Here is a 24,539-nt window from a genome sequence, read left to right on the forward strand (position 1 = left end):
CACCTACAGCCGGTCGGGGAAATACGGCGCCAACGCTGTCGCCACCTTCGTCGCCTGATCACACGCCGCCTCGACGGTCGTGAAATCCTCCAGTTCGCTGTATCCGATCATGAACTCGAGAATCCCCGGCTCAATCGCCACCGACACCGTGCACGCACTACCCCCGCGAAAATCCGACACCAGCGCACGCCGGCCGCCGATCTCCGTCTCACTCAGGACGTTGAAGCGGTCGTCGCTCCTAATACTGCTGAATGGTGTACCAATGGCGGACACGACAGCCACGTAGTACGGGTCTCGCGACAAGTATCCACATGCATGATTCGGGGGATCTTCTCGATCCGGCATTCGGTCAGGCGATGCCGCATCAATCTTTGCCGCAGCGAGGGCTTCCGGAGAGAAGCCGTCACACGGCCGGAAAGCGATCTCGGTGGCGGGCTCTTCGACGGACTTCCCGTCGACCGGTTCCGAGCACGCTCCCGCCGCTACCACAGTCAGCAAACTCAGCGTCCCAATCGCCGCGCGTGCTGCAACCCGTCTCATAGCTGGACTCCGACAGATCCCAACCGCGTAGCGGTTGCAGCATCCTGCTCGGTATAGCTCGCTAACACTGCCTCGAACATCGACTTCATGTCCGACGCGTAGGTCTCGTGGGCCAGAAGCAAGCCCACCGCAGTGTTTGCGAACTCGATGCCATCTCCGCCGATTGCCTTTTCGTCGAACTTTCGTGCAAGTTGCTTCGCCGACTCGATGTCCTTCTCCCCTAGGCCCAAATCGGTCGCGCGAAGTTCTCGACGAGCTCGTGCCCCGAGGAGCTTCATGTAATCCGCATGCTTTTGGCACAGCTTGATGCACTGCTCGATGCCGGCGGGGTCGAGTTCGAGCCTGCCGCCTCCGACGACGTTTTCAGTGAAAGCCTTCCATCCGGCTTCCGGTGCTTCTGGCCCCGCCATGGTTGTGTCCCCTCCGTGTGTGCTGCTGTGTCCCCACCTGTGCAATCGCCGGCGCGTGGCAATCTACCAACCGCGGCCGCCGACCGACCCTGCGCGAGGAGTGGTACCGACCCGGATGAGGGTGTCGAGCGAAGATACGAGTTGGTCGGGGCCTGCCGGATGCGCGGCGGCGAGATCGTGCGGGCCGATCAGGTAGCGGCCGTCGCCGGCGATGTCGATCCACTGCATGACGCCGACGTCCCTGCCGGTGCCGTATCGGGGGCCGCGGAATATTCGGATCTTGCCGCGGCCCGCGTACGCCTTCTGCACGGCGGATTCGAGTCGCGGAGCGGGCGGCACCCGATTGACGTCCTGAAGAATTCCCTGGGAGAAGCCGAGATCTTCCTCGTCCCGCCGCTGAAACCGGTGCCTGCCGGCGGCGTTCTGCGGGATCAGGCCGATCAGTTGCGCGCCCAGTCGCCCGGCTGCACCGGCGCGCCGAGCATCACATCGCCACCGATGTGCGATGCCCGGCCGGGGAGTTGTGTGGCGATCACCGCCCGTCCCTGTCCCTGCGCGCCGATCATGCGGATCGGTGTCTCGTCGACGGTGGAACCGGAAATCTCGACGTACACCTCGGGCTCGGCGAGAACCGCCAGCGCCGACTTCACGTCGTCGTGCTCGGCCCCCGCGAAGGATTCGCGTAACCGGTTCTGCTCTGCCACATAGGCGTTGAGACCGGGATGCGCACTGACGATCCGGAACGGGTACGGGATGCGATCCTGCCCGGTGCCGGCCCACAGAGCGTCGAACAGTTCGGGACGCAGCCGCCAATTGTGCATGCTCATGCGCCGATCACCGGCGGCGAGACGAGGGGCAGTTTGCCGATCAACTCGTTGCCGTTGTCGAGGGTGATCAGGTAGTCGGGCGTCTTGTGGTCCTTGTCCTCGCAGCCGCCTTTGGCAGCCCCCGGGGCACCGCCCATCATTCCCCCGCCCATCGGGCCGGCGCCGCGCATCCCGGCACCCGCCCGACCACCGGTTGCCACCCCGGCGGCGCCGGGCGCAGAGCCCGGCCTGGCCACCGACCCTGCCCGGCTTCCGACGCCGACACCGCTGCCGAGCCCGCCGACGCCGATCCCACCACCGGCACCGCCGCCTGCTCCGGCACCGCCGCCTGCTCCGGCACCGCCGCCTGCTCCGGCACCGGCGGATCGCGATCCGGCACCCGAGGACGGATCGACGCCCTGCACGAGACCCGGCCTGCTCTGCGTCTGGTCCCCCGTCACCGAGGCCGGGGCCGTCGACGCCGGTGCGGTGGTCGCCGTCGTCGGCGCGGTTTCGGCGGCGGGCTGCGTGTCGTCCGGAGCCGGTCCGCCATCCTCGGCGGGCGCGGCGGACGGGCCGCCCCCGGGAGTGTCGCCGGAGGTCGGCTGCCCGACGCTCGGTGCCCCGACCCGGTCGCTCGAACTCGGCGGGCCGCTCGCCTGCTCGATACCGGGCCCCGCCGGGCCCGACGGCACGTCGACGACGCTTTCCGGTGTGGTGAACGACGGGACGGTGCCGTCCGACGTCGCGAGCCCGGGGTTGTAGATCGTGGCCATCTTCTCGCGCGCTTCGCCGTCGCGCCGGTAGTACTCGTCCTCGGTGTCCGTGTCCCAGGGTGTCAATTTGTCCCACAGTCCGGTGCCGATGGTCTCCGGAACCTGCGACCGCAGAGACGCGACCGTCTCCGCCAGCGGCGTCAATGCCGCCGCCACTCCGTGGAGTTGTTCCTGCGCCTGCGCCGCGGACGACGAGTACCGCTGGGTCTCGCCGGAGGCGGCCGACGCGGCAGCCCCCTGCCAGCTCTCGCTGATCGTTTTCTTGATGGCGTCGCTGAATTCGACGATCGCCTCGTGCGCCGTCGTCCCCAGTTCGGTCCAGGCCCTCGCGATGCCGCTCACGTGCTCGACGTCCATGCCCGCGACGGCACTCGCAATCCGCGCGTGATCCCACTGGTCCGAGTGAAAGTTCTCGGGATCCTTGATGTATGCCGGGTCGGTCACGGTTCCCCCTCCGATGGCGCAGTCCACCACGCGCGGTCAATTGTTCTGACGCAGCAGGACCCTCGCCGGTTCCGCCCGCCCCCGCGAGAGAATCTACAAGACGGCACTCGGAACCCTAGTATCGAATATGTGCCGGCAATCGATCTGAACAGCGACCTCGGCGAGAGCTACGGCGCCTGGACCCTCGGCGACGACCACGCGATGCTGAAGCTCGTGACCAGCGCGAACGTGGCCTGCGGGTTTCATGCGGGCGACCCTGCGACCCTCATGGCCACCTGTTCCGCGGCCTCCGAGCTGACGGTCCGGATCGGCGCGCAAGTGGGCTACCACGACCTTGCCGGGTTCGGACGCCGGTTCATCGACGTCGCCCCGCGTGATCTGACCGCCGACGTCGTCTATCAGATCGGCGCCCTGGACGGTCTCGCCCAGGTCTCCGGATCCGCGGTGGCGTACGTGAAACCGCACGGCGCGCTGTACAACGCGATCGTGCATCACCGCGAGCAAGCCCGTGCGGTAGTCGCGGCGGTCAGCGCGTACGACCCGACGCTTCCGGTTCTCGGCCTGCCCGGTTCGGTGTTTCTCGAGGAGGCCGAGAAGGCCGGACTGCAGACGGTCACCGAGGCATTCGCGGACCGCGCGTACACCCCCGAGGGCACGCTGGTGCCCCGGACGACGGACGGGGCCGTCCTGCACGATCCGGTGGTCGTGGCCGAGCGGGTCCGCCGACTCGTCGTCGATCACACCCTCGAGGCAGTCGACGGCTCGGTGCTCACGGTCACCGCCGAATCCGTCTGCGTCCACGGCGATACGCCCGCAGCCGTCGAGATGGCCACCGCCATCCGATCGTTGCTCGACACCGAGGGCATCACGGTGGAGCCGTTCGTGTGATGCGCATCCTCGACGTCGGAGAAAGCGCGATCCTCGCCGAGTTCGAGGACCTCGGCACCGTGCTCGCGCACTTCCGTGCCCTGGACAGGTCCCGGCCGCCCGGCGTCGTGGAGGTGATTCCGGCGGCACGCACCATCCTGGTCCGGTTCGACCACGGCGCAACCAGCCGGGACCGCGTCGCCAAATGGGTGCGGACCACGGAGCCGTCGCCGCCGGTCGCCGACGATGCCCCGGAGGAGATCCGGATAGAGGTGCGCTACGACGGCCCCGACCTCGAGGACGTGGCCGAGCTGACCGGTTTGGGTGTCGACGGTGTGGTCGCGGCGCACACCGGGACACCGTGGACGGTGGCGTTCTGCGGCTTCGCACCGGGTTTCGGGTATCTCTCCGGCGGTGCGCCCGAACTTCACGTGCCGCGCCGCGCGACGCCCCGGACCTCCGTTCCCGCCGGGACCGTTGCGCTGGGAGGGGAGTTCACCGGAATCTATCCCCGCAGCTCGCCCGGCGGCTGGCAACTCATCGGGACCACCGACGAACCGATCTGGGACGCCGACCGCACTCCCCCTGCCCTGCTCCGCCCCGGCGTCGTGGTGCGCTTCGCGCCCGTGAGTACTCATTAACCGCCCGACGTCGACAAGTACTCACGGGTCCAGGACCAGGCGGGCCCCCTTTGCCCGGGACATGCAGATCCTCATGCTGTTGCACTGCGCCCGTTCGCTTTCGGTGAGGAGGTCGTCAGGGTGGTCGACGTCGCCGCCGAGGACCTTCACCTCGCGGGACCCGCAGATCCCCATCTCGCACGACGACGGATGGTCGACCCCGGCGGCACGGACTGCGTCGAGCACCGTCTGATTGGCCCGTACCGACACGACCTTCTCGCTGCGGGCGAGTTCGACCTCGAATTCTCCGCTCAGGCCGGCCGCGGGTGCAACCGCGGCGAACCGTTCGAGGAGGTCGAACGCATCGGCGGTGAGCCGATCGAGGATGGCGACGTCGGGAATCGGCGGCCGATCCTGTTCCTCGACATAGCCTTCCGGCAGGGACAGGGCGAGCGTGGAGGTTGTCGTCTTCATAGATTCTCTCCGTTGATCCGGGCGCCGGGTGGTTGTCGTGGAAAGAGAAAGATCCGCCCCGCAGGCGCCATTGACCGCGGGACGCCGGTCCCGGTTGACCCCCGTACCCCACCAGACCGCCGTCGACGGCCCGGAGTCGTGGACGACGACGCCCGTCGGCGCCCATCGACAGGAGTGGGGACGACTCGTCGCCCCGCACCCCGTCGCCGCCGAAGGTCGGGCCCGGATGACTCTCGAACGGACGGCGCAGGCCCTTGCTCTGAACCGGATGGTCGAACAGGACCGCACAGCACTCGAACAACAGGCCCGGACTGGGCTGATCGACGAACTCCGCCGCGGACGCATCCAGGACGAGGCCGAGGCGACCGCCCGCGCCCACGCACTGGGCCTCCGCCCCGCACTGACCTACCTGCCGATGACCGTGCGTGTCAGCGAAACCGCCAGCGCCGACCAGGTTCTCGCCCAGCGACGCCGCGTACGCATGCTCGACGCCGTCCGTCACGCGGTCCGCACGTCGCGGCAGACGGCCCTCACCGCGAACCGGCGCGCCGGCCAGATCGACCTGATTCTGTCCCACCCGCCGGCGTCCGCACCCGACGCGCTGCGCGAACTGTGCGCCGCGATACGCGTCGCGCTCACGCGAATCGACGGCGTCCTGCACGCCGCCATCGGCATCGGACCCGAATCGACCCGGCTGCTGGACGCCGCGGGCGGCCTCGCGGAATCCGCGCACATCGCCGAGGTCGCGCTGTCGTTGCCGTCGGGCGACAAGGTATTTCACCGAGCAGCCGACATCCGGTTGCGCGGTCTGCTCTCCCTCATCCGCACCGATCCGCGGGTCCAGGCGTTCGCGGAGACCGAACTCCGCGGACTCCTCGAACATGGGGCCCGCCACGGCGACGACAACTTCGACGTCCTCCGCAAATTCCTCGAACTCGGCGGCAACAAGACCGAACTCGCGAAACACAGTACTCACGGGCGCCGGAGGCGCACGTGCTCGAAGATCAGGATCGTCTCGGTCGACGCCACTGCCGGGTGGGCGCTCAGATGCTCGAGAACGAAGCGCCGCAGTTCGTCGCTGTTCGCCATCGCGACGTGGATGAGGTAGTCGTCGGCGCCCGCGATGAAGTACACGTTCAACACCTCGTCCAGCAGCGCGAGTTGCTGCGACAACTTGCCCAGATGCTGCCGTGCGCTGGCCTGCACACGCACGGCGATCATCGCCTGGAGATCGCGTCCGAGCGTCGCCGGGTCGATGTCGGCGTGGAATCCGCGGATGACGCCACGCTCGACCAGTGAGCGCACCCGGCCGAGGCACGTCGACGGGGCGATTCCCGCCATCGCGGCCAGCGCGTTGTTCGGCGTGCGCGCGTCCCGGGACAGCTGATCGAGCAGAATCCGATCGACGTCGTCGAGCTGCACGGGTGGCCGAACATCCTTCGACGAGAGCCGCCCCACAGTGCGTGCTTCCGAATAGTCGCGAGTCATGACCCCCACCTTAGAGAATTATCTTCACAACTATTGGCATGAAGTGGCGCTTTCTTCACCATTGTCAGCTACCAATCGAATTTCCAACAGCACGGAGTTCTCATGAAGATCGGCATCCCCCGCGAAATCAAGAACCACGAGTACCGCGTGGCCGTCAGCCCCGCCGGTGTCCACGAACTCGCCGAACGCGGCCACGAGGTCATCATCGAATCAGGCGCAGGCCTCGGGTCGTCGTTCACGGACGAGGACTTCAAAGCCGCCGGCGCCCAGATCCTCTCCTCCGCGGTTGCGGTCTGGGGATCGGCCGAACTGCTGCTGAAGGTGAAAGAGCCCATCGCCGAGGAGTATTCACGCCTGCGCAAGGATCAGGTGCTGTTCACCTACCTGCACCTCGCCGCGTCCAAGGACTGCACCGACGCCCTCCTCGCCTCGAAGACCACCTCGATTGCCTACGAGACCGTGGTCGGCGCCGACGGGTCCCTGCCACTGCTCGCACCGATGAGCGAGGTCGCCGGACGCCTCGCCCCGCAGGCCGGTGCCTACCACCTGATGCGCCAGGGCGGCGGCCGCGGCGTCCTGATGGGCGGCGTCCCCGGCGTGCGCCCGGCCAAGGTCGTCGTCATCGGCGCCGGCGTCTCCGGCAAGAACGCGATCGCCATCGCGCACGGCATCCACGCCGACGTCACCGTCCTCGACCTGTCCATCGCCCGCCTCCGCGAGATCGACGCCCTCTACCAGGGCCAGGTCAAGACCATCATCTCCAACACCCTCGAACTCGAACAGGCCGTCCTCGACGCCGACCTGGTGATCGGCGCGGTCCTCGTCCCCGGCGCCAAGGCCCCCACTCTCGTCTCCAACAACCTGGTCGCGCGGATGAAGCCCGGCTCGGTGCTCGTCGACATCGCCATCGACCAGGGCGGCTGCTTCGAGGACTCACGCCCCACCACGCACGCCGAACCCACCTACCAGGTCCACGACTCGGTGTTCTACTGCGTCGCGAACATGCCCGGCGCCGTCCCTCGCACCTCCACCTACGCCCTCACCAACGCAACCCTCCCCTACGTCGTCGCGCTCGCCGGCAAGGGCTGGAAGGACGCCACCGCGACCGTCCCCGGACTCGCGGCGGGCCTGAGCACCCACGACGGAGAACTGCTGTCTGCGGAAGTTGCTGCCGCGCACGGTTACGCGGTCTCGGCGCTGCCCGCGTGAGCGAATCGTTCGGGCTCGGCTAGGCGCCGAGCCCGAACGCGACGAGAAACCCGAGGGCGGTGGACAGCCCGACCCACCAGCCGCCCTCCCGGTAGGCCTCGGGCATCAACGAGTCGGCGAGCACGGCGATGGTCGCGCCGCCGGCGAACGCCTGGACCGTCGCGATGGCACTGTCGGAAATGGTGTCGGCCACGGCGTCGGCGGCGATCACGACGAGCACCAGCAGGACGGCGGTGGCCGCCCACACCGACAACGCGCGACTGCGGTTGAAATTCGGCTGCGACCGCATGGACGCCGCGCCCGCGACCGCCTCCGGCACGTTTCCGACCGCGACGGCGACGAGCAGCACCACTCCACCCGCACTGCTGATCGTGACCCCGAGGGCGGTGTTCTCGGGGATACCGTCGAGCAGCGAGCCGAGCATCAATGCCCAGCCGAGGGCGCCCGCACCGAGTTTGTTCTCGATGAGCCGGTCGGCGACCACGTAGACGAGCGCCCCCGCGAACAGGGCCGCGCCCGCGGTCCAGATCCCCTCGGTCTCGAACGCCGGCTGGAACAACTCGGTGGACACGGCCGCCACCATCGTTCCCGCACCGAACGCCATGAGAGCCGCGAGGACCGGCCGCGGAAGGTCGTAGCGGAGCCCGATGGCGGCACCGATCAGCAGGGGCAGGGCCGTGCCGAGGCCGTACAGCGTCGCGGTCAACATGGTCGAGAGCGTATCCACAGACCCGTGGATACGGGACAATCGGACGATGGCTTGGCTCGAGGTCGTGCGCACCGGTCCGTTCACCACCGTGCAGGATCGCGGACGCCCCGGTTACGCATCCATCGGGGTGGGTGCGTCGGGTGCCGCCGACCGAGTCGCGCACGACAGCGCAAACAGGCTGGTGGGCAACAACTCCGACGCAGCCACGCTGGAGGTCACGCTCGGCGGTCTCGCGGTGCGCGCGGCCGGCAACGTCAGTGTCGCCGTGACCGGCGCCCACAATCCCGTCACCGTCAATTCGAAATCCCGCCCCGACTACACGATGCTGCACCTGAACGCCGGCGACCTTCTGGAGATCGCCTTCGCGTCGGAGGGACTGCGCAGCTATGTCGCCGTCCGCGGAGGTATCGATGTTCCCGCGGTGATGGGGAGCCGGTCCACCGACACGCTGTCGGGGATCGGCCCCGATCCGGTGGCGGAGGGCGATCGGCTGCTGATCGGCGCGGACGCGGGCGACTGGCCTGCGGACGAGAGCATCCCCCCGCCCGTCACACCCGAGGATCCAGTGACGATGCGCGTCCGGCTCGGACCGAGGGACGACTGGTTCACCCGGGCATCCGTCGACGCGCTGCTCCGCGAGACGTGGACGGTCACTTCCGACACGAATCGGGTGGGCGCCCGACTCGAGGGTCCGGGGGCGCTGCACCGTTCGGTGCGGGACGAGATGCCGAGCGAGGCCATGGTGGCCGGCGCACTCCAGGTGCCCCCGGACGGCCGGCCCATCCTGTTTCTCGCCGACCACCCGGTGACGGGCGGCTATCCGGTGATCGCAGTGGTCGCCGAGGCGGACCTACCGATGGCCGCGCAGCTGCGGCCCGGTCACCGGGTCCGGTTCCACCGCTCGGTGTCGTCGCCGATCCCGAGGTGACGGGAGCTAGCTGCGCCGGCGGCGGGCGATGTCGGCGAGCACGACACCCGCGGCGACGGACGCGTTGAGCGATTCGACGGGGCCCGCCATCGGGATGCTGAGGATCGCGTCGCAGTTCTCGCGGACGAGACGCGACAACCCCTTACCCTCCGAACCGACCACCACGACCACCGGACCGCTGCCGTCGAATTCGTCGAGTGTGGTGTCGCCGCCCGCGTCGAGCCCGACCACCTGAACGCCCTTGGACGCCCAATCCTTCAGCGTGCGAGTGAGGTTGGTGGCACGGGCGATCGGCAGGCGGGCGGCGGCGCCGGCACTGGTGCGCCATGCGACCGCGGTGACCGACGCGCTGCGCCGCTCCGGGATGACCACACCGTGCCCACCGAACGCGGCCACCGAACGCACGACGGCACCGAGGTTGCGGGGGTCGGTGATGTTGTCGAGCGCCACGAGCAGCGGCGCCTCCTGATGCTTGCGCGCCTCCGCGATGAGGTCGTCGGGGTGCGCGTAGCGGTACGGCGGCACCTGCAACGCGATGCCCTGATGCATGCCGTTGGCGCTGAGCCGGTCGAGATCGGTCCGGGGAACCTCGAGGATGGAGATGCCCGCGTCGGCCGCCCGCTGAACGGATTCCTTCAAGCGGTCGTCGCTCTCGGTCCCGACCGCGACGTACAGGGCCGTCGCGGGGACGCCGGCACGGAGGCACTCGACGACGGGATTGCGCCCCAGCACGTTCTCGGGACCGTCGAGCACCTTGCGACCGGCGGTCGGGCGACCGCGGCCGGGCTGCTTCTCGGCGTCCCGGGCGGCCCGGGCGGCACGCTTGGCGGCGGGGTGCTTGGTGCGGGCCTCGGCGGGCGGGGTGGCGCCACGCCCTTCCAGGCCCTTGCGGCGCTGGCCGCCGGATCCGGCGACCTGCCCCTTCTTGGTACCGGCCTTGCGGATGGCTCCGCGCCTGCTCGAATTTCCAGCCATTACTACTGTCCTGCCTTGAGAGACCACTCGGGCCCGTTGGGGGTATCGGTGACCTCGATGCCCGCCCGGATCAGACGGTCACGCACCTCGTCGGCCACAGCCCAGTTCTTCTCGGCGCGGGCACTCTGCCTGCGCTCGAGTTCGGCCCGGACCAGAACGTCCAGGGCATCGGTTGCCGCGGACGCATCCGCGGTCTCCTGAGTCCAGTGTTCGTCCAGCGGGTCCACACCGAGGATCGACAGCATGCCCCGGACCTGCGACGCGATCGCGCGCGCACCCTCGAGATCACCGCCGTCGAGAGCGATGTTGCCCTCGCGGACCTTGCCGTGCACCTCGGCGAGCGCCGCGGGGACGGCGAGGTCGTCGTCGAGTGCCCGCGCGAACGCGTCCGTCCAGCGACCGTTCGACACCTCGCCGGCGCGCTCCTGGGTGCGCATGACGAACGATTCGATGCGTCGGTACGCGGCGGCACCCTCGTCGAGGGCGGTGTCGGAGTACTCGAGCATCGACCGGTAGTGGGCGCTGCCGAGATAGTACCGAAGTTCTTGCGGCCGAACCTTTTTCAGCACGTTCGGCACGGACAGCACGTTGCCGAGCGACTTCGACATCTTCTCGCCGCCCATGGTGACCCAGCCGTTGTGCAACCAGTACTGTGCGAAGGAGTCGCCGGCGCACTTGGCCTGCGCGATCTCGTTCTCGTGGTGCGGGAACACCAGGTCCAGGCCGCCGCAGTGAATGTCGAACGCCGCCCCGAGGTAGAACTCGGCCATGGCGGAGCACTCGAGATGCCAGCCCGGCCTGCCGCGGCCCCACGGCGTCGGCCACGACGGTTCGCCCGGCTTCTCCGCCTTCCACAGCGTGAAGTCGCGGGGGTCGCGCTTGCATTCACCGGCGCTCTCGCCCTGGTGGACGTCGTCGAGTTTGTGCCCGGACAGGCTGCCGTACTGCGGGTAACTGCGGACGTCGAAGTAGACGTCGCCGCCCGCCGCGTACGCGTGACCGTTGTCGATGAGCCGCTGCATCAACTCGACCATCTGCGTGATGTGGCCGGTGGCCCGCGGTTCGACGGACGGCGGCAGCACACCGAGTTGCTGGTACGCCCATGTGAACGACCGCTCGAACGTGGCGGCCCACTCCCACCACGGCCTGCCCGCCTCGGCGGCCTTGTTCAGGATCTTGTCCTCGATGTCCGTGACATTGCGAACGAAGGCCACGTCGTAGTCGTGGGCGAGCAGCCAGCGCCGCAGCACGTCGAACGCGACGCCGCTGCGTACGTGACCGATATGGGGGTCGCCCTGCACCGTGGCGCCACACAGGTACACCGATGCGTGTCCAGGGGCCAGCGGAACGAAGTCACGCAAGGCCCGCGTCTCGGTGTCGAATAGGCGCAGGGTCACGACCAGCGATCCTACCTGGCGCTTCCACCGGGAATGACCAACGCGGTGGCCATGGCGGCGATCCCTTCGCCGCGGCCGGTGAGGCCCAGCCCGTCCGTGGTGGTCGCAGACACCGAAACCGGCGCGCCCAGAATGTCACTCAGCACCTTCTGCGCCTCGGTTCGACGCGGTCCGATCTTCGGGCGGTTCCCGATCACCTGCACCGCGGCGTTGGCGACCCCGAAATCGTCCTCCTCGAGGAGCCGGCGCACTTCCGCGAGCATCGCGGCACCGCTCACCCCGGACCATTCGGGCCGCCCGGTTCCGAACACGGAGCCGAGGTCGCCGAGTCCGGCGGCGGAGAGCAGGGCGTCGCACAGGGCGTGGACGGCCACGTCGCCGTCGGAATGACCCGCGCAGCCGTTCTCGTCCTCGAACAGCAGGCCGGCCATCCAGCACGGCCGGCCCTGCTCGATCGGGTGGACGTCCGTCCCGATTCCGACTCGCACTAGTGCGCTCCCTCTTCCACCAGCGCGCGGGCCAGTACCAGGTCCAGCGGGGTGGTGATCTTGAATGCCGTGGGTTCTCCGACGATGCTGCGGACCCGTTCCCCGAGCCGCTCGACCAGTCCCGCGTCGTCGGTGGCGATGCCGTCGGCGGCGTCGTAGGCGCGTCGGAGCAGTTCCGCGGTGAAACCCTGCGGGGTCTGCACGGCGCGCAGTTCGGACCGCTCGGGTGTGCCGGTGACCGCACCGAGGACGTCGACGGTCTTGATGGTGTCCGTGACCGGAAGGACGGGGATGACCGCGTTGCGGCCGCACCTCAGCTCGGCCACGACGCGGGCGATGAGCGACGGCGGGGTGAGCGCGCGGGCGGCATCGTGCACCAGCACGTATTCGGCGTCGTCCGCTGCGGCGAGTCCGGCCCGAACCGAATCGGTTCGCTCGTTGCCACCGGCCACCACGGTGACGTTTCCGGAGAGGAGGGTTCGCGTCGACTCGACGAGTTCCCCCGGAACGATGACGACGACGCGGTCGACAGCCCCCGACTGGAGGAGCCCGTCGACCGCGCGTGTCAGCATCGTCGTCCCGCCCAGATCAACGAACGCCTTGGGCGTATTTTCGCCCAAACGAACGCCCTGACCTGCGGCGGGGACCAGTGCGACTACAGGACCTTCTCCCTCGGCCACTGATCGCGACTGTCTAGGACGCGGCCGCGAGGACCTCGTCGAGAATGGTCTCGGCCTTGTCGCTGTCGGTGCCTTCGGCCAGTGCGAGCTCGCCGACAAGAATCTGCCGTGCCTTCGCGAGCATGCGCTTCTCTCCCGCGGACAGGCCGCGGTCCTGCTCACGACGCCACAGATCGCGAACGACCTCGGCGACCTTGTTGACGTCACCGGACGCGAGCTTTTCGAGATTCGCCTTGTAGCGACGTGACCAGTTGGTGGGTTCTTCCGTGTGCGGTGCCCGCAGCACCTGGAAGACCTTGTCGAGGCCTTCCTGGCCGACGACGTCGCGTACGCCTACGTACTCTGCGTTGTCTGCGGGAACCCGTACGGTGAGATCGCCCTGAGCAACCTTGAGAACGAGATATTCCTTCTGCTCACCCTTGATGGTGCGGGTTTCAATTGCTTCGATCAGCGCCGCACCGTGATGGGGGTATACGACGGTGTCTCCGACCTTAAAAATCATCTGTCCCGTGCCCCTTTCGATCATTCGAGTTTAACACGTGTCCGGATCCTGGTCGCATCAACGGTGCAGGTCAGGGGCATCGTTGCCTGACCGTAGGGGTTGACAGGGCCCCCGATACGTGCATTCCGGACACCCCGATCGGGCGGTTCTCCGGCGCCGAAACCGCACGCAGACAACCGTTGTGACTACCCAGCGAGCAGGCCACGCGGACGAACTACTACTCTGCCTAGTTGAAGTGCGAACCTGACCCCGGAGGACAACTCGTGACTGCTCTCGACAAGCCGACTCGCCGAGTCGCCACCGCCGTCGCTCTCGCTGCCGGCGCAGCCCTCGTGCTGTCCGCGTGCAGTGCGGGCCAGATCACCCAGACGTCGAGTCAGGTCGCCGCGGTCAACGGCAACAGCGCGAACGTCGGGTCGATCGCCCTGCGCAACGTCCACGTGGTCTACCCGAACTCCGCGGAGTACAGCCTCGCGCCGGGCGGCAACGCCGTCCTCGCGTTCACCGCGATCAACAACAACGAGGACACCCCGGACAAGCTGACCAAGATCAGCACCGACTACGCACAGTCCGTCACCCTCGGCGACAAGACCGGTGGACTGGAGATCGCGCCGCAGACCGCGCTCGTCGCCGGCCTGCCGGGCGAGGACGCCGCCGAGAGCGCGGCGGCCGCGGGCCAGTCCGCCGGCGATGCCGACGCACCGACCGACGTCGTCCTCGTCACCCTGAACAACCTGAAGGAAGGCGTGCGCCCAGGCCTCACCTTCCCCGTCACGTTCGCGTTCGAGAAGGCCGGCAACGTCACCGTCTCCGTTCCCGTCGACGCGGGCCACGAGACCGAGCGCCACGTGTCGGACACGTCGCCGGGCACCGAAGCCGATGGCGGCGGACACTAGCAACCGGACCGGGTCCGCTGTCGGACCCGGTACCTAGGCTGGCCCGGTGGCCAAACTCAAGTCCAGTTTCCGATGCTCGTCGTGCCAGTGCACGGTCCCCAAATGGGTCGGGCGGTGCCCCGAGTGCGGTAGCTGGGGATCGATGGACGAGGCCCCGGTCGTCGCGGCGGTCGCCAGCCGCCCCGGCGCCTCCCTCGCGAAAGCCGGAGCGGGGGCGGTACTTCCGTCCACCCCCGCGACCCCGATCACGCGCATCGACAGCACGTCCACCCGCGCCAAACCCACCGGCATCGACGAACTCGACCGGGTTCTCGGCGGCGGCGTGGTGCCCGGTTCGGTCGTCCTCCTCGCCGGCGAGCCCGGCGTCGGCAAGTCGACCCTGCTCCTCGAGGTCGTCCACCAGTGGGCCCGGCGCGGTCCCGACGACCGGTCCCTGTACGTCACGGGTGAGGAATCCGCCGGGCAGGTGCGGCTGCGGGCCGACCGCACCGGCGCCGTCCACGAGCGGGTCTACCTCGCCGCCGAATCCGATCTCGCGACCATCCTCGGTCACGTCGAGCAGGTCCGCCCCACCCTGCTGATCGTCGACTCCGTGCAGACCATGCTGGCCGCGGACGTCGACGGCGTGGTCGGTGGCGTCACCCAGGTCAAAGCCGTCACCAGCGCTCTCACGTCCCTCGCGAAGGCCAGCGGCGTGCCGGTGCTCCTCATCGGCCACGTCACCAAGGACGGCGCGGTCGCGGGTCCGCGGTCGCTCGAGCACCTCGTCGATGTGGTGCTGCACTTCGAGGGCGACAAACACTCCACGCTGCGGATGGTGCGCGGTGTCAAGAACCGCTTCGGCGCCGCCGACGAGGTCGGCTGCTTCGAACTGCGCGAAGACGGCATCGCCGGCATCAGCGACCCGTCCGGGCTGTTCCTCCACCACCGCGCCGAGGCCGTCCCCGGAACCGCCGTCACCGTCATGATGGACGGCAAGCGGCCCCTCCTCGGCGAGGTGCAGGCCCTCGTGGCCGCCACGTCCATGCCTGCACCCCGGCGTGCCGTCAGCGGCCTCGACAGCGCCCGTGTCGCCATGGTCCTGGCCGTGCTCGACCGCCGGTGCGGCGTGCCGATCGCGAAGAACGACGTCTACGCGGCCACCGTCGGCGGCATGCGGATGACCGAACCGTCCGCCGATCTGGCGCTGGCCCTCGCCGTCGCGTCGGCGGTGCGAGACAAGCCGGTGCCGGACGGGCTCGTGATCCTCGGCGAAGTGGGGCTCGCCGGCGAGGTGCGGCGGGTACCCGGGGTCGGGCGCCGGCTCGCGGAGGCCCACCGGCTCGGATTCGGCCGCGCCATCGTGCCCCTCGATTCCGGGGCCGCACCCAAGGGAATGAGGGTCACCGAGGTCGGGAACCTCGGCGCGGCCATAGCGTCGCTGCGGTGACGCTCACGTGGACTGCGTCGCTGCGGTGACGCTCACGTGGACTGCGTCGCTGCGGTGACGCTCAGATCGACGAGGTGCCGAACGGTCGCTCCGGGACACCGTCCACGAAGTCCATCGTCTTCTCGAAGTGCGCGGCCGTGACGGTGAGGAACAGTCCCCGGGACGTCGCCACCACCACATCGGGGTCGGCCGTCGGTCCCTCGACGATCCGTGCCTCGGCGCTGGTGTACACCTTGCGGCGGATCGTGCCGTCGATGCGGGCGTGGAACTCGAGAACCGACCCCAGCGGTATGGGCCGGGCGAAGTCGATCTCGAGGTGACCAGTGACCACCGGACCGTCGGCGGCGGCGCGGCAGACCATGCCCTGCGCCTCGTCGAACGCCGTCGACAGGATGCCGCCGTGGATCACTCCCGGACCGCCCTGGTAGCGGGGCGCCACCTCGAGCCGTCCCCACACGTCGAGTCCCTGCCCGGCAGTGAAGCTCATGGACATGCCCGCGGGCGACTCGTCACCGCACCCGAAGCACCGTGACCAGTGCTGCGGCACGGGCTGACCTGCGGCGGGAAAGCTGTCGACCAGTTCCGGCAGGGTCAGGTCGTCGGGCAAAGTCCAGGTACCACTCATGGATAGGTAATCTAAACGCGGGTCCGGACGTCTTTCCACGGCGGTCCCCGACAAGTGACGCCTACCTCAGCGGGAGTATTGCGCGATGAACGATGCCGAGTCGTCGTCTGCGCTGCGTGAAACGATTGCCCGGCTGGCTCCCGGAACGGCACTTCGGGACGGCCTCGAGCGCATCCTGCGCGGCCGCACGGGTGCACTGATCGTCCTCGGCTACGACGAGCAGATGGAAGAGATCTGCGACGGCGGCTTCGAGCTCGACGTGGAGTTCGCCCCCACCCGGCTGCGTGAGCTGTCGAAGATGGACGGCGCCGTGGTCCTGTCCACCGACGGCTCCCGCATCGTGCGGGCCAACGTCCAGCTCGTTCCCGACCACAAGATCCCCACCGTCGAGTCCGGTACGCGCCACCGCGCCGCCGAGCGGACGGCGATGCAGACCGGTTACCCCGTGGTGTCGGTGAGCCAGTCGATGAGCATCGTCAGCGTGTACGTCGGCGGCATCCGGCACGTCATCGACGGTTCCGCCACGATCCTCTCGCGCGCCAATCAGGCGGTGGCGACCCTCGAGCGGTACAAGGCGCGGCTCGACGAGGTCACCCGCCAGCTGTCGGTGGTGGAGATCGAGGATTTCGTCACGCTCCGCGACGCGCTGACCGTGGTGCAGCGACTGGAGATGGTGCGGCGGGTGTCCGTCGAGATCGAGCAGGACGTGCTCGAACTCGGCACGGACGGGCGTCAGCTCGCGCTCCAGCTCGAGGAACTTGTCGGCGACAACGACGTGGCGCGGGAACTCATCGTGCGCGACTACCTGGCGGGCACCGGCCCCGCACCCGCCGACGACGTCGAGAAGTCGCTCACCGCGCTCGACCGGATCACGGACGCAGACCTTCTCGACCTCACGACACTGGCCCGCGCCTTCGGGTACCCAGGCACCATCGAGGCGCTCGAGGCGCCGATGAGTCCCCGTGGCTACCGGGTGCTCACCCGCGTTCCCCGACTGCAGTTCAATCAGATCCACCGATTGGTCGGCTCGTTCGGGACGCTGCAGTCGCTGCTGGCCGCGACGGCCGCCGACCTGCAGTCGGTGGAGGGCATCGGCGGGCTGTGGGCGCGCCACATCCGCGAGGGCTTGTCCCGGCTGGCCGAGACGTCGATCTCCGGCCCGTACGACTAGTACGACAGTCGCAGTGCGTCCAGGCGGGTGCGAATGGTCAGGGCACGCGCGAGTTGCGGACGGTCGCTGCCGCTCCGGACACCCGCGCCGTCGACGCCGAGGCGGTCGATCACCTCGTCCGCCCATGCCGCGTCCGCGGCCGTCGGGCTCAGCTCACGATTGACGTCGCCTGTGTGCGCGGCCTTCATGCACAGCTTGCCGGACATCCCCATCGTCCGTGTGACGGCCAGCGCCTCGATCCGGGTTTCGTGATCGTCGGCCAGCGTGGGTCCGTCGATCGGTGCCGCGATTCCGGCGGCGCCACTCGCGACGACGAGGCGGCCCCGGGCGTACGCGAGCGCGTCCGGTTCTGCACCGGCGCCCGTGTCCCGCCGGAAGTCGCCGCTGCCGAAGGCCAATCGCAGTGTGGCGGGTTCGGAAGCGATCTCGTACGCGAACTCGATTCCCCGCGCGGATTCGACCAGAGCGAGCACCGGAACCGCACCGCCGAGGCGGGCAGCGGTGTCCCGGACCTGTTGCCCGGATTCACTTTTCGCCAGCATGACGCCCTGAAGTCCGGGCAGGCCCCGGAGCGCGTCCACGTCGGCCGACCAGTCGTCGGTGGTTGCCGCGTTGATCCGGACCCAGGCGGCACCGCCGCCCGAGAGCCATTCGGCGACGGACCGCCGGGCGTCGGATCGTTCCGCCGTGACCACGCCGTCCTCGAGGTCGAGGATGACGGCATCGGCGTCGCACCGGTCGGCGAGGTCGAAATCCTCGGGTCGCGAAGCGGACACCAGTAGCCACGATCGCGCGTGCCGGGCGTCGAGGGGAATCGCTGTGAAAATGGTGTCTTCCTTACTGTCGATGGTCCGGATCGGCTTCTCCGACCACAGATTCCAGTGCGACCCGGACGGCGTCCAGATGCTCCGCCATGGCCCGGGCCGCCTTGTCGTAGCTGCGCGAGGCGATTCCGTCCACGATTCGGTCGTGCTCGTCGTTCGACTTCTGCTGACGCCCCGCCACCAGGTTCAGCGTCTCGGACTGCCGGGTGAGGGCCTCGCGGATGTCGACGATCACGGATTCGAACACGCGATTCCGGCTGGTCCGGGCAATGCATGCGTGGAATTGCGCGTCGAGGGACACCCAGACGAGGGGATCGTCTTCTTCCCGCATCTGATCCACCAGACCGCGCAGAGCGGCCAGGTCTTCCTCCGTGTGCCGCTGGGCCGCCCAGCCGGCGGCGGGAATCTCCACGTGCGGCCGGGCCTCGACGAGTTCGTTCGCCGCGTAGTTCCCGAAGTCGAGGTCGCGGGCGATCGAATCGCTGACGACGAACGTGCCGAGGCCCGACTTCGTCTCCGTGAGTCCGAGCGCATGACACGAGCGGAGCGCCTCCCGGATCACCGAACGGCTGACGCCGTGCCGTGCCGCGAGGGACGCTTCGGACGGGAGTCGCTCCCCGACCGACAGCTCGCCGGACGTGATCGCCTCACGGAGATCGGCGAGGACGGCCTCAGCGGCGCTGACCCGCGCCGTGACGGGACGCCTGGCTGCCCAGCTGTCTGACAGGTTCATGAGGATATTGTTCTCACGCCCCGGCGTCGCCGTCAACACGGGACACCGCCCGGGGTTGACGGCTGCGAGTGAGCGCGGTAACAATTGCACCTGTCTGACAGCCTGGCAGGTGGATAGCCGGGTGGCTCGACCGAGAAATGTACCCCTCCTCGGGCAAACAGACTCCGTCCACCGCATCGTGCGGAACACGCTCGCGCGAATCCCTGTGAGGAATGATCAAGTGCCCGAAACGCGAACAGAACACGATCTGCTCGGCGACCGCCAAGTACCCGCGGATTCCTATTGGGGAATCCACACGCTGCGGGCCGTGGAGAACTTCCCCATCACCGGCCGCGCCATCTCCACCAACCCCTACCTGATCCGCGGACTCGCATTCGTCAAATGGGCCGCCGCGAGCGCCAACGAGAAGCTCGGGATCCTCGATCACCGCCGGGCCGACGCGATCGGGCAGGCGTGCCGGGAGATCATCGACGGCCGCTGGCACGAGCAGTTCGTCGTCGACGTCATCCAGGGCGGTGCGGGGACTTCGACCAACATGAACGCCAACGAGGTGATCGCCAACCGGGCACTCGAGATCCTCGGCCACGGGCGTGGCGAGTACGCCGAACTTCACCCCAACGAGCACGTCAACCTCAGCCAGTCGACCAACGACGTGTATCCCACCGCGGTCAACATTGCCACGATCTTCGCGATCGACGACCTGCTGGACGCATTGCGGGTGCTGCAGGACGCGTTCGCGACCAAGGCCGTGGAGTTCGCAGACACGGTGAAGATGGGACGCACCCAACTCCAGGACGCGGTCCCGATGACGCTCGGCCAGGAGTTCGCCACGTATTCGGTGATGATCGACGAAGACCGGGCCCGTCTCGGCGAGGCTGCTCTCCTCGTCCACGAGATCAACCTCGGTGCGACCGCGATCGGCACGGGCCTGAACGCGCCCGCCGGCTACGCCGAAGCGGCGTGCGACACGCTGCGGGAACTCACCGGGCTCCCCCTCGTCCTGGCCACAGACCTGGTCGAAGCGACCCAGGACGTCGGCCAGTTCGTGCACCTCTCCGGCGTGCTGAAGCGGATCGCGGTGAAGTTGTCCAAGGTCTGCAACGACCTCCGCCTGCTGTCCTCGGGACCGCGCGCCGGCCTGAACGAGATCAACCTCCCTCCGGTGCAGGCCGGTTCGTCGATCATGCCGGGCAAGGTCAATCCGGTGATCCCCGAAGTCCTCAACCAGGTGGCGTACGAGGTGATCGGCAACGACGTCACCATCACGATGGCCGCCGAATCCGGACAGCTCCAACTCAACGCGTTCGAGCCGATCATCGTGCACTCCCTGTCCGAGGGGATGCGGCACCTCGGCGCCGCCTGCCGGATCCTGGCCGACCGCTGCGTGCTCGGCATCACCGCCAACACCGATCTCCTGCGGGCCCGGGTCGAGGACTCCATCGGACTGGTCACCGCACTCAACCCGTACATCGGATACACCGCGTCCACCCGGATCGCGCAGGAGGCCCTGGTCACCGGGCGCCGGGTCGCCGACCTCGTGATCGAGGCGGGCCTGCTCGACCGCGACGAACTCGACCGCCTCCTCAGCCCCGAGCATCTCGCCAATCTGAGAGCCTCGGGTGCCGACCGGAGAGCACCCGTCGCCGCGGCCGCGGAGGTGGTCTCGTGACGATCGAGAAGGACGACACCTCGGGAGACATCTTCGTCGAGGAAGACCTCGGCTATCGGAAAGCGCTCGGCCCGAGACAGATCCAGATGATCGCGATCGGCGGAGCGATCGGCACCGGACTGTTCATGGGCGCGGGCGGCCGTCTCCAGCAGGCCGGTCCCGCACTCGTCCTCGTCTACGCCCTGTGCGGGTTCTTCGCCTTCCTGATCCTGCGGGCTCTCGGCGAACTCGTGATGCACCGACCCACGTCCGGTTCGTTCGTCTCGTACTCGCGGGAATTCTTCGGCGAGAAGATGGCATTCGCCGCGGGCTGGCTGTATTGGATGAACTGGGCGATGACGGCAGTCGTCGACGTCACCGCCGTCGCGCTGTACATGAACTTCTTCAAGAAATACTGGGCACCGCTCGGCAACGTCGACCAATGGGTGTTCGCCTTGGCCGCAGTCGTACTCGTCCTCGGCCTGAACCTCGTTTCCGTCAAGGTGTTCGGTGAACTGGAGTTCTGGTTCGCGCTGATCAAGGTCGTCGCCCTCGCCGCGTTCCTGGGCTTCGGCATCTATTTCGTGCTGTTCGGCACGCCCATCGAAGGCCACTCCCCGGGTTTCAGCATGATCGCCGACAACGGAGGTCTCTTCCCCAACGGAATCCTGCCCGCGATCGTCGTGATCCAGGGCGTCGTCTTCGCCTACGCCTCGATCGAACTCGTGGGTACCACTGCGGGAGAGACGAAGAATCCGCAAAAGGTGATCCCCAAGGCGATCAACACGGTCATCGTCCGCATCCTCGTCTTCTACGTCGGATCCGTCCTGCTGCTGTCGCTGCTTCTCCCTTACACCGAGTACCACGCCGGCGAGAGTCCGTTCGTCACGTTCTTCGGCTCCATCGATGTGCAGGGCGCCGACGCGATCATGAATCTCGTGGTCCTCACGGCCGCGCTGTCCTCGCTCAACGCGGGCCTGTACTCTACCGGCCGAATACTGCACTCCATGGCCATGGCCGGATCGGCGCCCGCGTTCGCCGCCCGGATGAACAAGTCCGGCGTCCCGTACGGCGGCATCGCCCTCACCGGATTGGTGATCCTGCTCGGGGTCGGACTCAACGCCGTCGTTCCCGCGCAGGCGTTCGAGATCGTCCTCAACCTTGCCGCACTCGGCATCATCAGCGCCTGGGCCGTGATCGTGCTGTGCCAGTTGAAACTCTGGAAACTCTCCAAGGACGGGAAACTCGCCCGGCCCGGATTCCGGATGTTCGGCGCCCCCTACACCGGGCTCCTCACCCTGGCCTTCCTCGGATGCGTCGTCGTACTGATGGCGTTCGATCACCCCGTCGGAACCTGGACCGTCGGGTCCATCGCGATCATCGCCCCGCTGCTGGTGATCGGCTGGTTCGGCGCGAGAAACCGCATCCGCACCCTCGCCTCGGACCGCCCCACCGCTTAGCAAGAAAGGACAACAGTGCCGAAAGTCGCCGTCGTCACCACCGGAGGCACGATCGCCAGCAGGCAGGACGGGCACGGTGTCAGCAGACCGGTGGTCGCGGGCCCGGATCTGCTGGGCACCGCGCAGACCGGGACGGAACTCCGCGTCGTCGACCTGATGTCGAAGGACAGTTCGAGCATGACGTTCGCCGACATGGACCGGGTCCGGGACGCCGTCGCCTGGGAACTGCGCGATCCCGGCCTCGACGCGGTGGTCGTGCTCCACGGAACCGACACCATGGAGGAGACCGCGTACCTCCTCGACCTCCACCACGCCGACCCGCGACCGGTGGTCTTCACGGGCGCACAGCGCACGTTCGACCACCCGGAGTCCGACGCACCGGCCAACCTCGCCGACGCGATCGCCGCGGGAGCAGACCCTGCCCTGCGCGGCGCGGGTGTCCTGATCGCGTTCGGCGGTGCCCTCCACTCGGCGTCGGGGACGCGAAAGACGGACACGACGTCACTCGACGCGTTCCGCTCCGTCCGACCGGACGGCGGTATTTCGCCGCGGAGTCTCGATCCGCTGCCGTGGCATCCGATTTCCGGAACTCGCGTCGACATCGTCGCCGCCTATCCGGGGGCGGACCGCGTCCAGATCGACGCGTGCCGGGCCGCAGGAACCCGGGGACTGGTGCTCGACGGGCTCGGATCGGGGAACGCGAATCCCGCCGTCGTCGAGGCCGTCCGGGACTGTGTGTCCGCTGCGATACCCGTGGTGGTCACCACCCGGGTGCCCCACGGCCCGATCTCCCCGTCGTACGGCGGCGGGGGCGGCGGGCACGACCTCGTCTCGGCGGGTGCGTTGTTCTCCACCGACCTCCGGGCAGGTCAGGCCCGGATCCTCCTCGCGGCGCTGCTCGCCGACCCCGATCTCCGCGACCTCGACAAGGAGTTCGACCGGCGCTCCCGCGTCGACCCCGCACCGAGGATCAGCTGAGGTTGAACGGCTCCGGCGCGCTGCGGAGCTGACCGAGCTGGCCCACCACGGTGTACGCACCGGGCCCCACCGGATCACGCTGGGGTTCCGGTTGCGTCAGGCAGTCGGGAGCCGACGTCTTGGCCGACCACTTCACGGTGAACTGGGCCTGCTCACCCGGCGCGAGGGTGCGAACGTCCGCCGCGGACTGCGGGAAGCAGTCGATGTTGGACCACAGGCGCACGGCGCCGTCGATCGTGTACACGAGCACCTGCTGGAGGCTGCTGCCCAGATCACGTTCGCACGGTGTCGTGCCGATGTTGGTGACCACCGTCGTGAAGCTGGGCTCCTCGCCCGCCAGGTACGTCGGCTTGTCCGCGGCCACCTTGATGGCCAGCGACTGGTCCGGGCACTGCCCCGCGGCAACCGGCTGGCCGCTGGGCGCCGTGCGGCTCGACGAGCCACTGCTCGACGCCCCGGACGAACCGGACGTCCCCGAGGAGGCCTCACCGCCGGCTGCCGCCGCGCCACCCCCGCCGCCCGACCCGCCGCTGGACGTGGACGAACCCGACGCCGTCGGGGAAATCGAGACGGGAGTGGTCAACGACGAACTCGCTGCTGCCGGATCCGTCTCGGAGTCGCCACCACCGCGAAGTGAGTTGATCAACCACACGACGAGCAGCAACACGACGATGGCGCCGCCGATCGCCAGCGCCCTGCGGCGCCAGTAAATCTCGGGGGGCAACGGTCCATTCGGTTCCAGCACGACGTCAACGGTAGTTCGGCGTCGCGCGGCAGCGGCTCAGCGGGCGCGGCGTGTCGCCATCAGTCGACGAGCTCACCGATGTCCCCGACCGCTCCCTGCAGGTGGGTGCGGCCGTCGGACAGCTGGTACGTGACACCGGCGATGGCGCACGTGCCGGCCTCGACACGCTCCGCGATGATGCGCGACCTCTGCATGAGCAGCGCACCGGTCTCCACCACGTGGCGACCTTCGAGTTCGTCGACGGTGGTGAGGCCCTCTCGGCGTCCCTTGAGGATCGACGGGGCGACCCGTTCCACGATGCTGCGGATGAACCCGGGCGGCACGTTGCCGTCGTCGAGGGCGTCGAGCGTCGCCTTCACTGCGCCGCAGCTGTCGTGACCGAGTACGACGATGAGCGGCACGTTCAAGACGCCGACGGCGTACTCGATAGACCCGAGCACGGCGTCGTCGATCACGTGACCTGCGGTGCGGACGACGAACATGTCGCCCAGGCCCTGGTCGAAGATGATCTCGGCGGCGACACGGGAGTCTCCGCATCCGAACAGGACGGCCGTGGGGTGCTGGCCGCCGACGAGCTTCGCCCGATCGGCGATGCCCTGGCTGGGATGGAGCGAGGTATCGCTCACGAATCGCTCATTACCCTGTCGCAGGGCCTTCCAGGCGGAAATGGGGTTGGAATTCGGCATGGGACCATTGTGCACCGGGCGTGTCGGGCCG

At 68.5% G+C, this 24,539-nt stretch carries 28 protein-coding genes and 1 pseudogene; 11 read left to right on the plus strand and 18 right to left on the minus strand.

Annotation, left to right across the window (positions count from 1 at the left end; genetic code table 11):
• Positions 1–3 precede the first annotated feature (3 nt).
• From H0B43_RS14375 to H0B43_RS42505, 5 genes are all read right to left on the minus strand, one after another.
• On the minus strand, positions 4–540 hold the full coding sequence (locus H0B43_RS14375; RefSeq protein WP_185727298.1) for a DUF3558 family protein: 537 nt from the start codon (positions 538–540) through the stop codon (positions 4–6).
• A complete protein-coding gene (locus tag H0B43_RS14380; protein ID WP_185727297.1) occupies positions 537–950 on the minus strand; it encodes a hypothetical protein in 414 nt (137 codons plus the stop codon). Before H0B43_RS14380 ends, H0B43_RS14375 begins: the two co-directional genes overlap by 4 nt.
• A gap of 63 nt (positions 951–1,013) precedes the next feature.
• Positions 1,014–1,289 carry a hypothetical protein gene (locus H0B43_RS41520; RefSeq protein WP_252189790.1) on the minus strand — a complete coding sequence of 92 codons (276 nt, stop codon included), beginning with the start codon at positions 1,287–1,289 and terminating at the stop codon, positions 1,014–1,016.
• A gap of 101 nt (positions 1,290–1,390) precedes the next feature.
• Complete coding sequence (locus H0B43_RS41525; protein WP_252189789.1) at positions 1,391–1,777, minus strand: ESX secretion-associated protein EspG; 387 nt, start codon at positions 1,775–1,777, stop codon at positions 1,391–1,393.
• Positions 1,774–2,976 (minus strand): hypothetical protein, encoded by a 1,203-nt coding sequence (locus tag H0B43_RS42505; RefSeq protein ID WP_185727296.1) that lies wholly within the window; start codon positions 2,974–2,976, stop codon positions 1,774–1,776. The genes H0B43_RS41525 and H0B43_RS42505 overlap by 4 nt, the downstream gene beginning before the upstream one ends.
• 129 nt (positions 2,977–3,105) lie before the next feature.
• On the opposite strand from H0B43_RS42505, the gene H0B43_RS14395 reads away from it, so the two are divergent.
• Positions 3,106–3,864, plus strand: coding sequence for a LamB/YcsF family protein (locus H0B43_RS14395; protein ID WP_185727295.1), 759 nt, complete (start codon positions 3,106–3,108; stop codon positions 3,862–3,864).
• Entirely contained in the window at positions 3,864–4,484 is a 621-nt protein-coding gene (locus H0B43_RS14400) for an allophanate hydrolase subunit 1 (RefSeq protein ID WP_185727294.1), read from the plus strand. Before H0B43_RS14395 ends, H0B43_RS14400 begins: the two co-directional genes overlap by 1 nt.
• 21 nt (positions 4,485–4,505) lie before the next feature.
• Here H0B43_RS14400 and H0B43_RS14405 read toward each other — a convergent pair whose 3' ends face one another.
• Positions 4,506–4,937, minus strand: a complete 432-nt coding sequence (locus H0B43_RS14405) for a 2Fe-2S iron-sulfur cluster binding domain-containing protein (RefSeq protein ID WP_185727293.1) — start codon at positions 4,935–4,937, stop codon at positions 4,506–4,508.
• An 82-nt stretch (positions 4,938–5,019) separates the two neighbouring features.
• Between H0B43_RS14405 and H0B43_RS14410 the strand changes: the two are divergent.
• A pseudogene (locus H0B43_RS14410) lies at positions 5,020–5,901 on the plus strand (PucR family transcriptional regulator); the annotation flags it as partial.
• Between the two features lie 8 nt (positions 5,902–5,909).
• On the opposite strand, the gene H0B43_RS14415 reads toward H0B43_RS14410, so the two are convergent.
• Positions 5,910–6,425 (minus strand): Lrp/AsnC family transcriptional regulator, encoded by a 516-nt coding sequence (locus H0B43_RS14415; protein ID WP_185727292.1) that lies wholly within the window; start codon positions 6,423–6,425, stop codon positions 5,910–5,912.
• A 102-nt stretch (positions 6,426–6,527) separates the two neighbouring features.
• Here H0B43_RS14415 and ald point away from each other — a divergent pair, with 102 nt between their 5' ends.
• Positions 6,528–7,634, plus strand: coding sequence for an alanine dehydrogenase (ald, locus tag H0B43_RS14420; protein ID WP_185727291.1), 1,107 nt, complete (start codon positions 6,528–6,530; stop codon positions 7,632–7,634).
• Positions 7,635–7,653: 19 nt separating this feature from the next.
• On the opposite strand, the gene H0B43_RS14425 is transcribed toward ald, so the two are convergent.
• On the minus strand, positions 7,654–8,343 hold the full coding sequence (locus H0B43_RS14425; protein ID WP_185727290.1) for a ZIP family metal transporter: 690 nt from the start codon (positions 8,341–8,343) through the stop codon (positions 7,654–7,656).
• 46 nt (positions 8,344–8,389) lie between these two features.
• Between H0B43_RS14425 and H0B43_RS14430 the strand changes: the two genes are divergently transcribed.
• Entirely contained in the window at positions 8,390–9,271 is an 882-nt protein-coding gene (locus H0B43_RS14430; protein WP_185727289.1) for a biotin-dependent carboxyltransferase family protein, read from the plus strand.
• Between the two features lie 6 nt (positions 9,272–9,277).
• On the opposite strand, the gene rlmB is transcribed toward H0B43_RS14430, so the two are convergent.
• The 5 genes from rlmB to carD are packed head-to-tail and all read right to left on the minus strand — an operon-like array spanning position 9,278 to position 13,313.
• Positions 9,278–10,246 carry a 23S rRNA (guanosine(2251)-2'-O)-methyltransferase RlmB gene (gene rlmB / locus H0B43_RS14435; protein WP_185727288.1) on the minus strand — a complete coding sequence of 323 codons (969 nt, stop codon included), beginning with the start codon at positions 10,244–10,246 and terminating at the stop codon, positions 9,278–9,280.
• A 2-nt stretch (positions 10,247–10,248) separates the two neighbouring features.
• A complete protein-coding gene (gene cysS, locus H0B43_RS14440) occupies positions 10,249–11,643 on the minus strand; it encodes a cysteine--tRNA ligase (protein ID WP_185727287.1) in 1,395 nt (464 codons plus the stop codon).
• A gap of 11 nt (positions 11,644–11,654) precedes the next feature.
• The gene (gene ispF / locus H0B43_RS14445) at positions 11,655–12,131 is read right to left on the minus strand and encodes a 2-C-methyl-D-erythritol 2,4-cyclodiphosphate synthase (protein ID WP_185727286.1); all 477 of its coding nucleotides are present in this window, start codon (positions 12,129–12,131) and stop codon (positions 11,655–11,657) included.
• Entirely contained in the window at positions 12,131–12,811 is a 681-nt protein-coding gene (ispD, locus tag H0B43_RS14450; protein WP_185727285.1) for a 2-C-methyl-D-erythritol 4-phosphate cytidylyltransferase, read from the minus strand. The genes ispF and ispD overlap by 1 nt, the downstream gene beginning before the upstream one ends.
• A 13-nt stretch (positions 12,812–12,824) precedes the next feature.
• Entirely contained in the window at positions 12,825–13,313 is a 489-nt protein-coding gene (carD, locus tag H0B43_RS14455) for an RNA polymerase-binding transcription factor CarD (protein WP_005262216.1), read from the minus strand.
• 263 nt (positions 13,314–13,576) lie between these two features.
• Between carD and H0B43_RS14460 the strand changes: the two genes are divergently transcribed.
• Both H0B43_RS14460 and radA read left to right on the plus strand, forming a co-directional pair.
• A complete protein-coding gene (locus tag H0B43_RS14460) occupies positions 13,577–14,209 on the plus strand; it encodes a hypothetical protein (RefSeq protein ID WP_185727284.1) in 633 nt (210 codons plus the stop codon).
• 46 nt (positions 14,210–14,255) lie between these two features.
• On the plus strand, positions 14,256–15,638 hold the full coding sequence (gene radA / locus H0B43_RS14465; protein WP_185727283.1) for a DNA repair protein RadA: 1,383 nt from the start codon (positions 14,256–14,258) through the stop codon (positions 15,636–15,638).
• 61 nt (positions 15,639–15,699) lie between these two features.
• Here the strand turns inward: radA and H0B43_RS14470 are convergent, their stop codons facing one another.
• Positions 15,700–16,263, minus strand: coding sequence for a PaaI family thioesterase (locus tag H0B43_RS14470; protein WP_185727282.1), 564 nt, complete (start codon positions 16,261–16,263; stop codon positions 15,700–15,702).
• 85 nt (positions 16,264–16,348) lie between these two features.
• On the opposite strand from H0B43_RS14470, the gene disA reads away from it, so the two are divergent.
• On the plus strand, positions 16,349–17,434 hold the full coding sequence (gene disA / locus H0B43_RS14475; RefSeq protein ID WP_185727281.1) for a DNA integrity scanning diadenylate cyclase DisA: 1,086 nt from the start codon (positions 16,349–16,351) through the stop codon (positions 17,432–17,434).
• On the opposite strand, the gene H0B43_RS14480 is transcribed toward disA, so the two are convergent.
• Together H0B43_RS14480 and H0B43_RS14485 are read right to left on the minus strand one after the other, a co-directional pair.
• Entirely contained in the window at positions 17,431–18,282 is an 852-nt protein-coding gene (locus H0B43_RS14480; protein ID WP_397517514.1) for an HpcH/HpaI aldolase/citrate lyase family protein, read from the minus strand. The genes disA and H0B43_RS14480 overlap by 4 nt on opposite strands.
• Entirely contained in the window at positions 18,272–18,991 is a 720-nt protein-coding gene (locus tag H0B43_RS14485; RefSeq protein WP_185727280.1) for a FadR/GntR family transcriptional regulator, read from the minus strand. The genes H0B43_RS14480 and H0B43_RS14485 overlap by 11 nt, the downstream gene beginning before the upstream one ends.
• Positions 18,992–19,211: 220 nt before the next feature.
• On the opposite strand from H0B43_RS14485, the gene H0B43_RS14490 reads away from it, so the two are divergent.
• The 3 genes from H0B43_RS14490 to H0B43_RS14500 are packed head-to-tail and all read left to right on the plus strand — an operon-like array spanning position 19,212 to position 23,077.
• On the plus strand, positions 19,212–20,660 hold the full coding sequence (locus H0B43_RS14490) for an aspartate ammonia-lyase (RefSeq protein WP_185727279.1): 1,449 nt from the start codon (positions 19,212–19,214) through the stop codon (positions 20,658–20,660).
• Positions 20,657–22,099: an amino acid permease gene (locus H0B43_RS14495; RefSeq protein ID WP_185727278.1), complete on the plus strand. Its 1,443-nt coding sequence runs from the start codon at positions 20,657–20,659 to the stop codon at positions 22,097–22,099. Before H0B43_RS14490 ends, H0B43_RS14495 begins: the two co-directional genes overlap by 4 nt.
• A 15-nt stretch (positions 22,100–22,114) precedes the next feature.
• Entirely contained in the window at positions 22,115–23,077 is a 963-nt protein-coding gene (locus H0B43_RS14500) for an asparaginase (protein ID WP_185727277.1), read from the plus strand.
• Here H0B43_RS14500 and H0B43_RS14505 read toward each other — a convergent pair.
• Positions 23,070–23,822, minus strand: coding sequence for a hypothetical protein (locus H0B43_RS14505; protein WP_185727276.1), 753 nt, complete (start codon positions 23,820–23,822; stop codon positions 23,070–23,072). The two genes, H0B43_RS14500 and H0B43_RS14505, sit on opposite strands and share 8 nt — an antisense overlap.
• Before the next feature lie 59 nt (positions 23,823–23,881).
• Positions 23,882–24,508 carry a carbonic anhydrase gene (locus tag H0B43_RS14510; RefSeq protein ID WP_185727275.1) on the minus strand — a complete coding sequence of 209 codons (627 nt, stop codon included), beginning with the start codon at positions 24,506–24,508 and terminating at the stop codon, positions 23,882–23,884.
• Positions 24,509–24,539: the final 31 nt, after the last annotated feature.

This window comes from Rhodococcus sp. 4CII (genome assembly GCF_014256275.1).
Taxonomy (GTDB): domain Bacteria; phylum Actinomycetota; class Actinomycetes; order Mycobacteriales; family Mycobacteriaceae; genus Rhodococcus_F; species Rhodococcus_F wratislaviensis_A.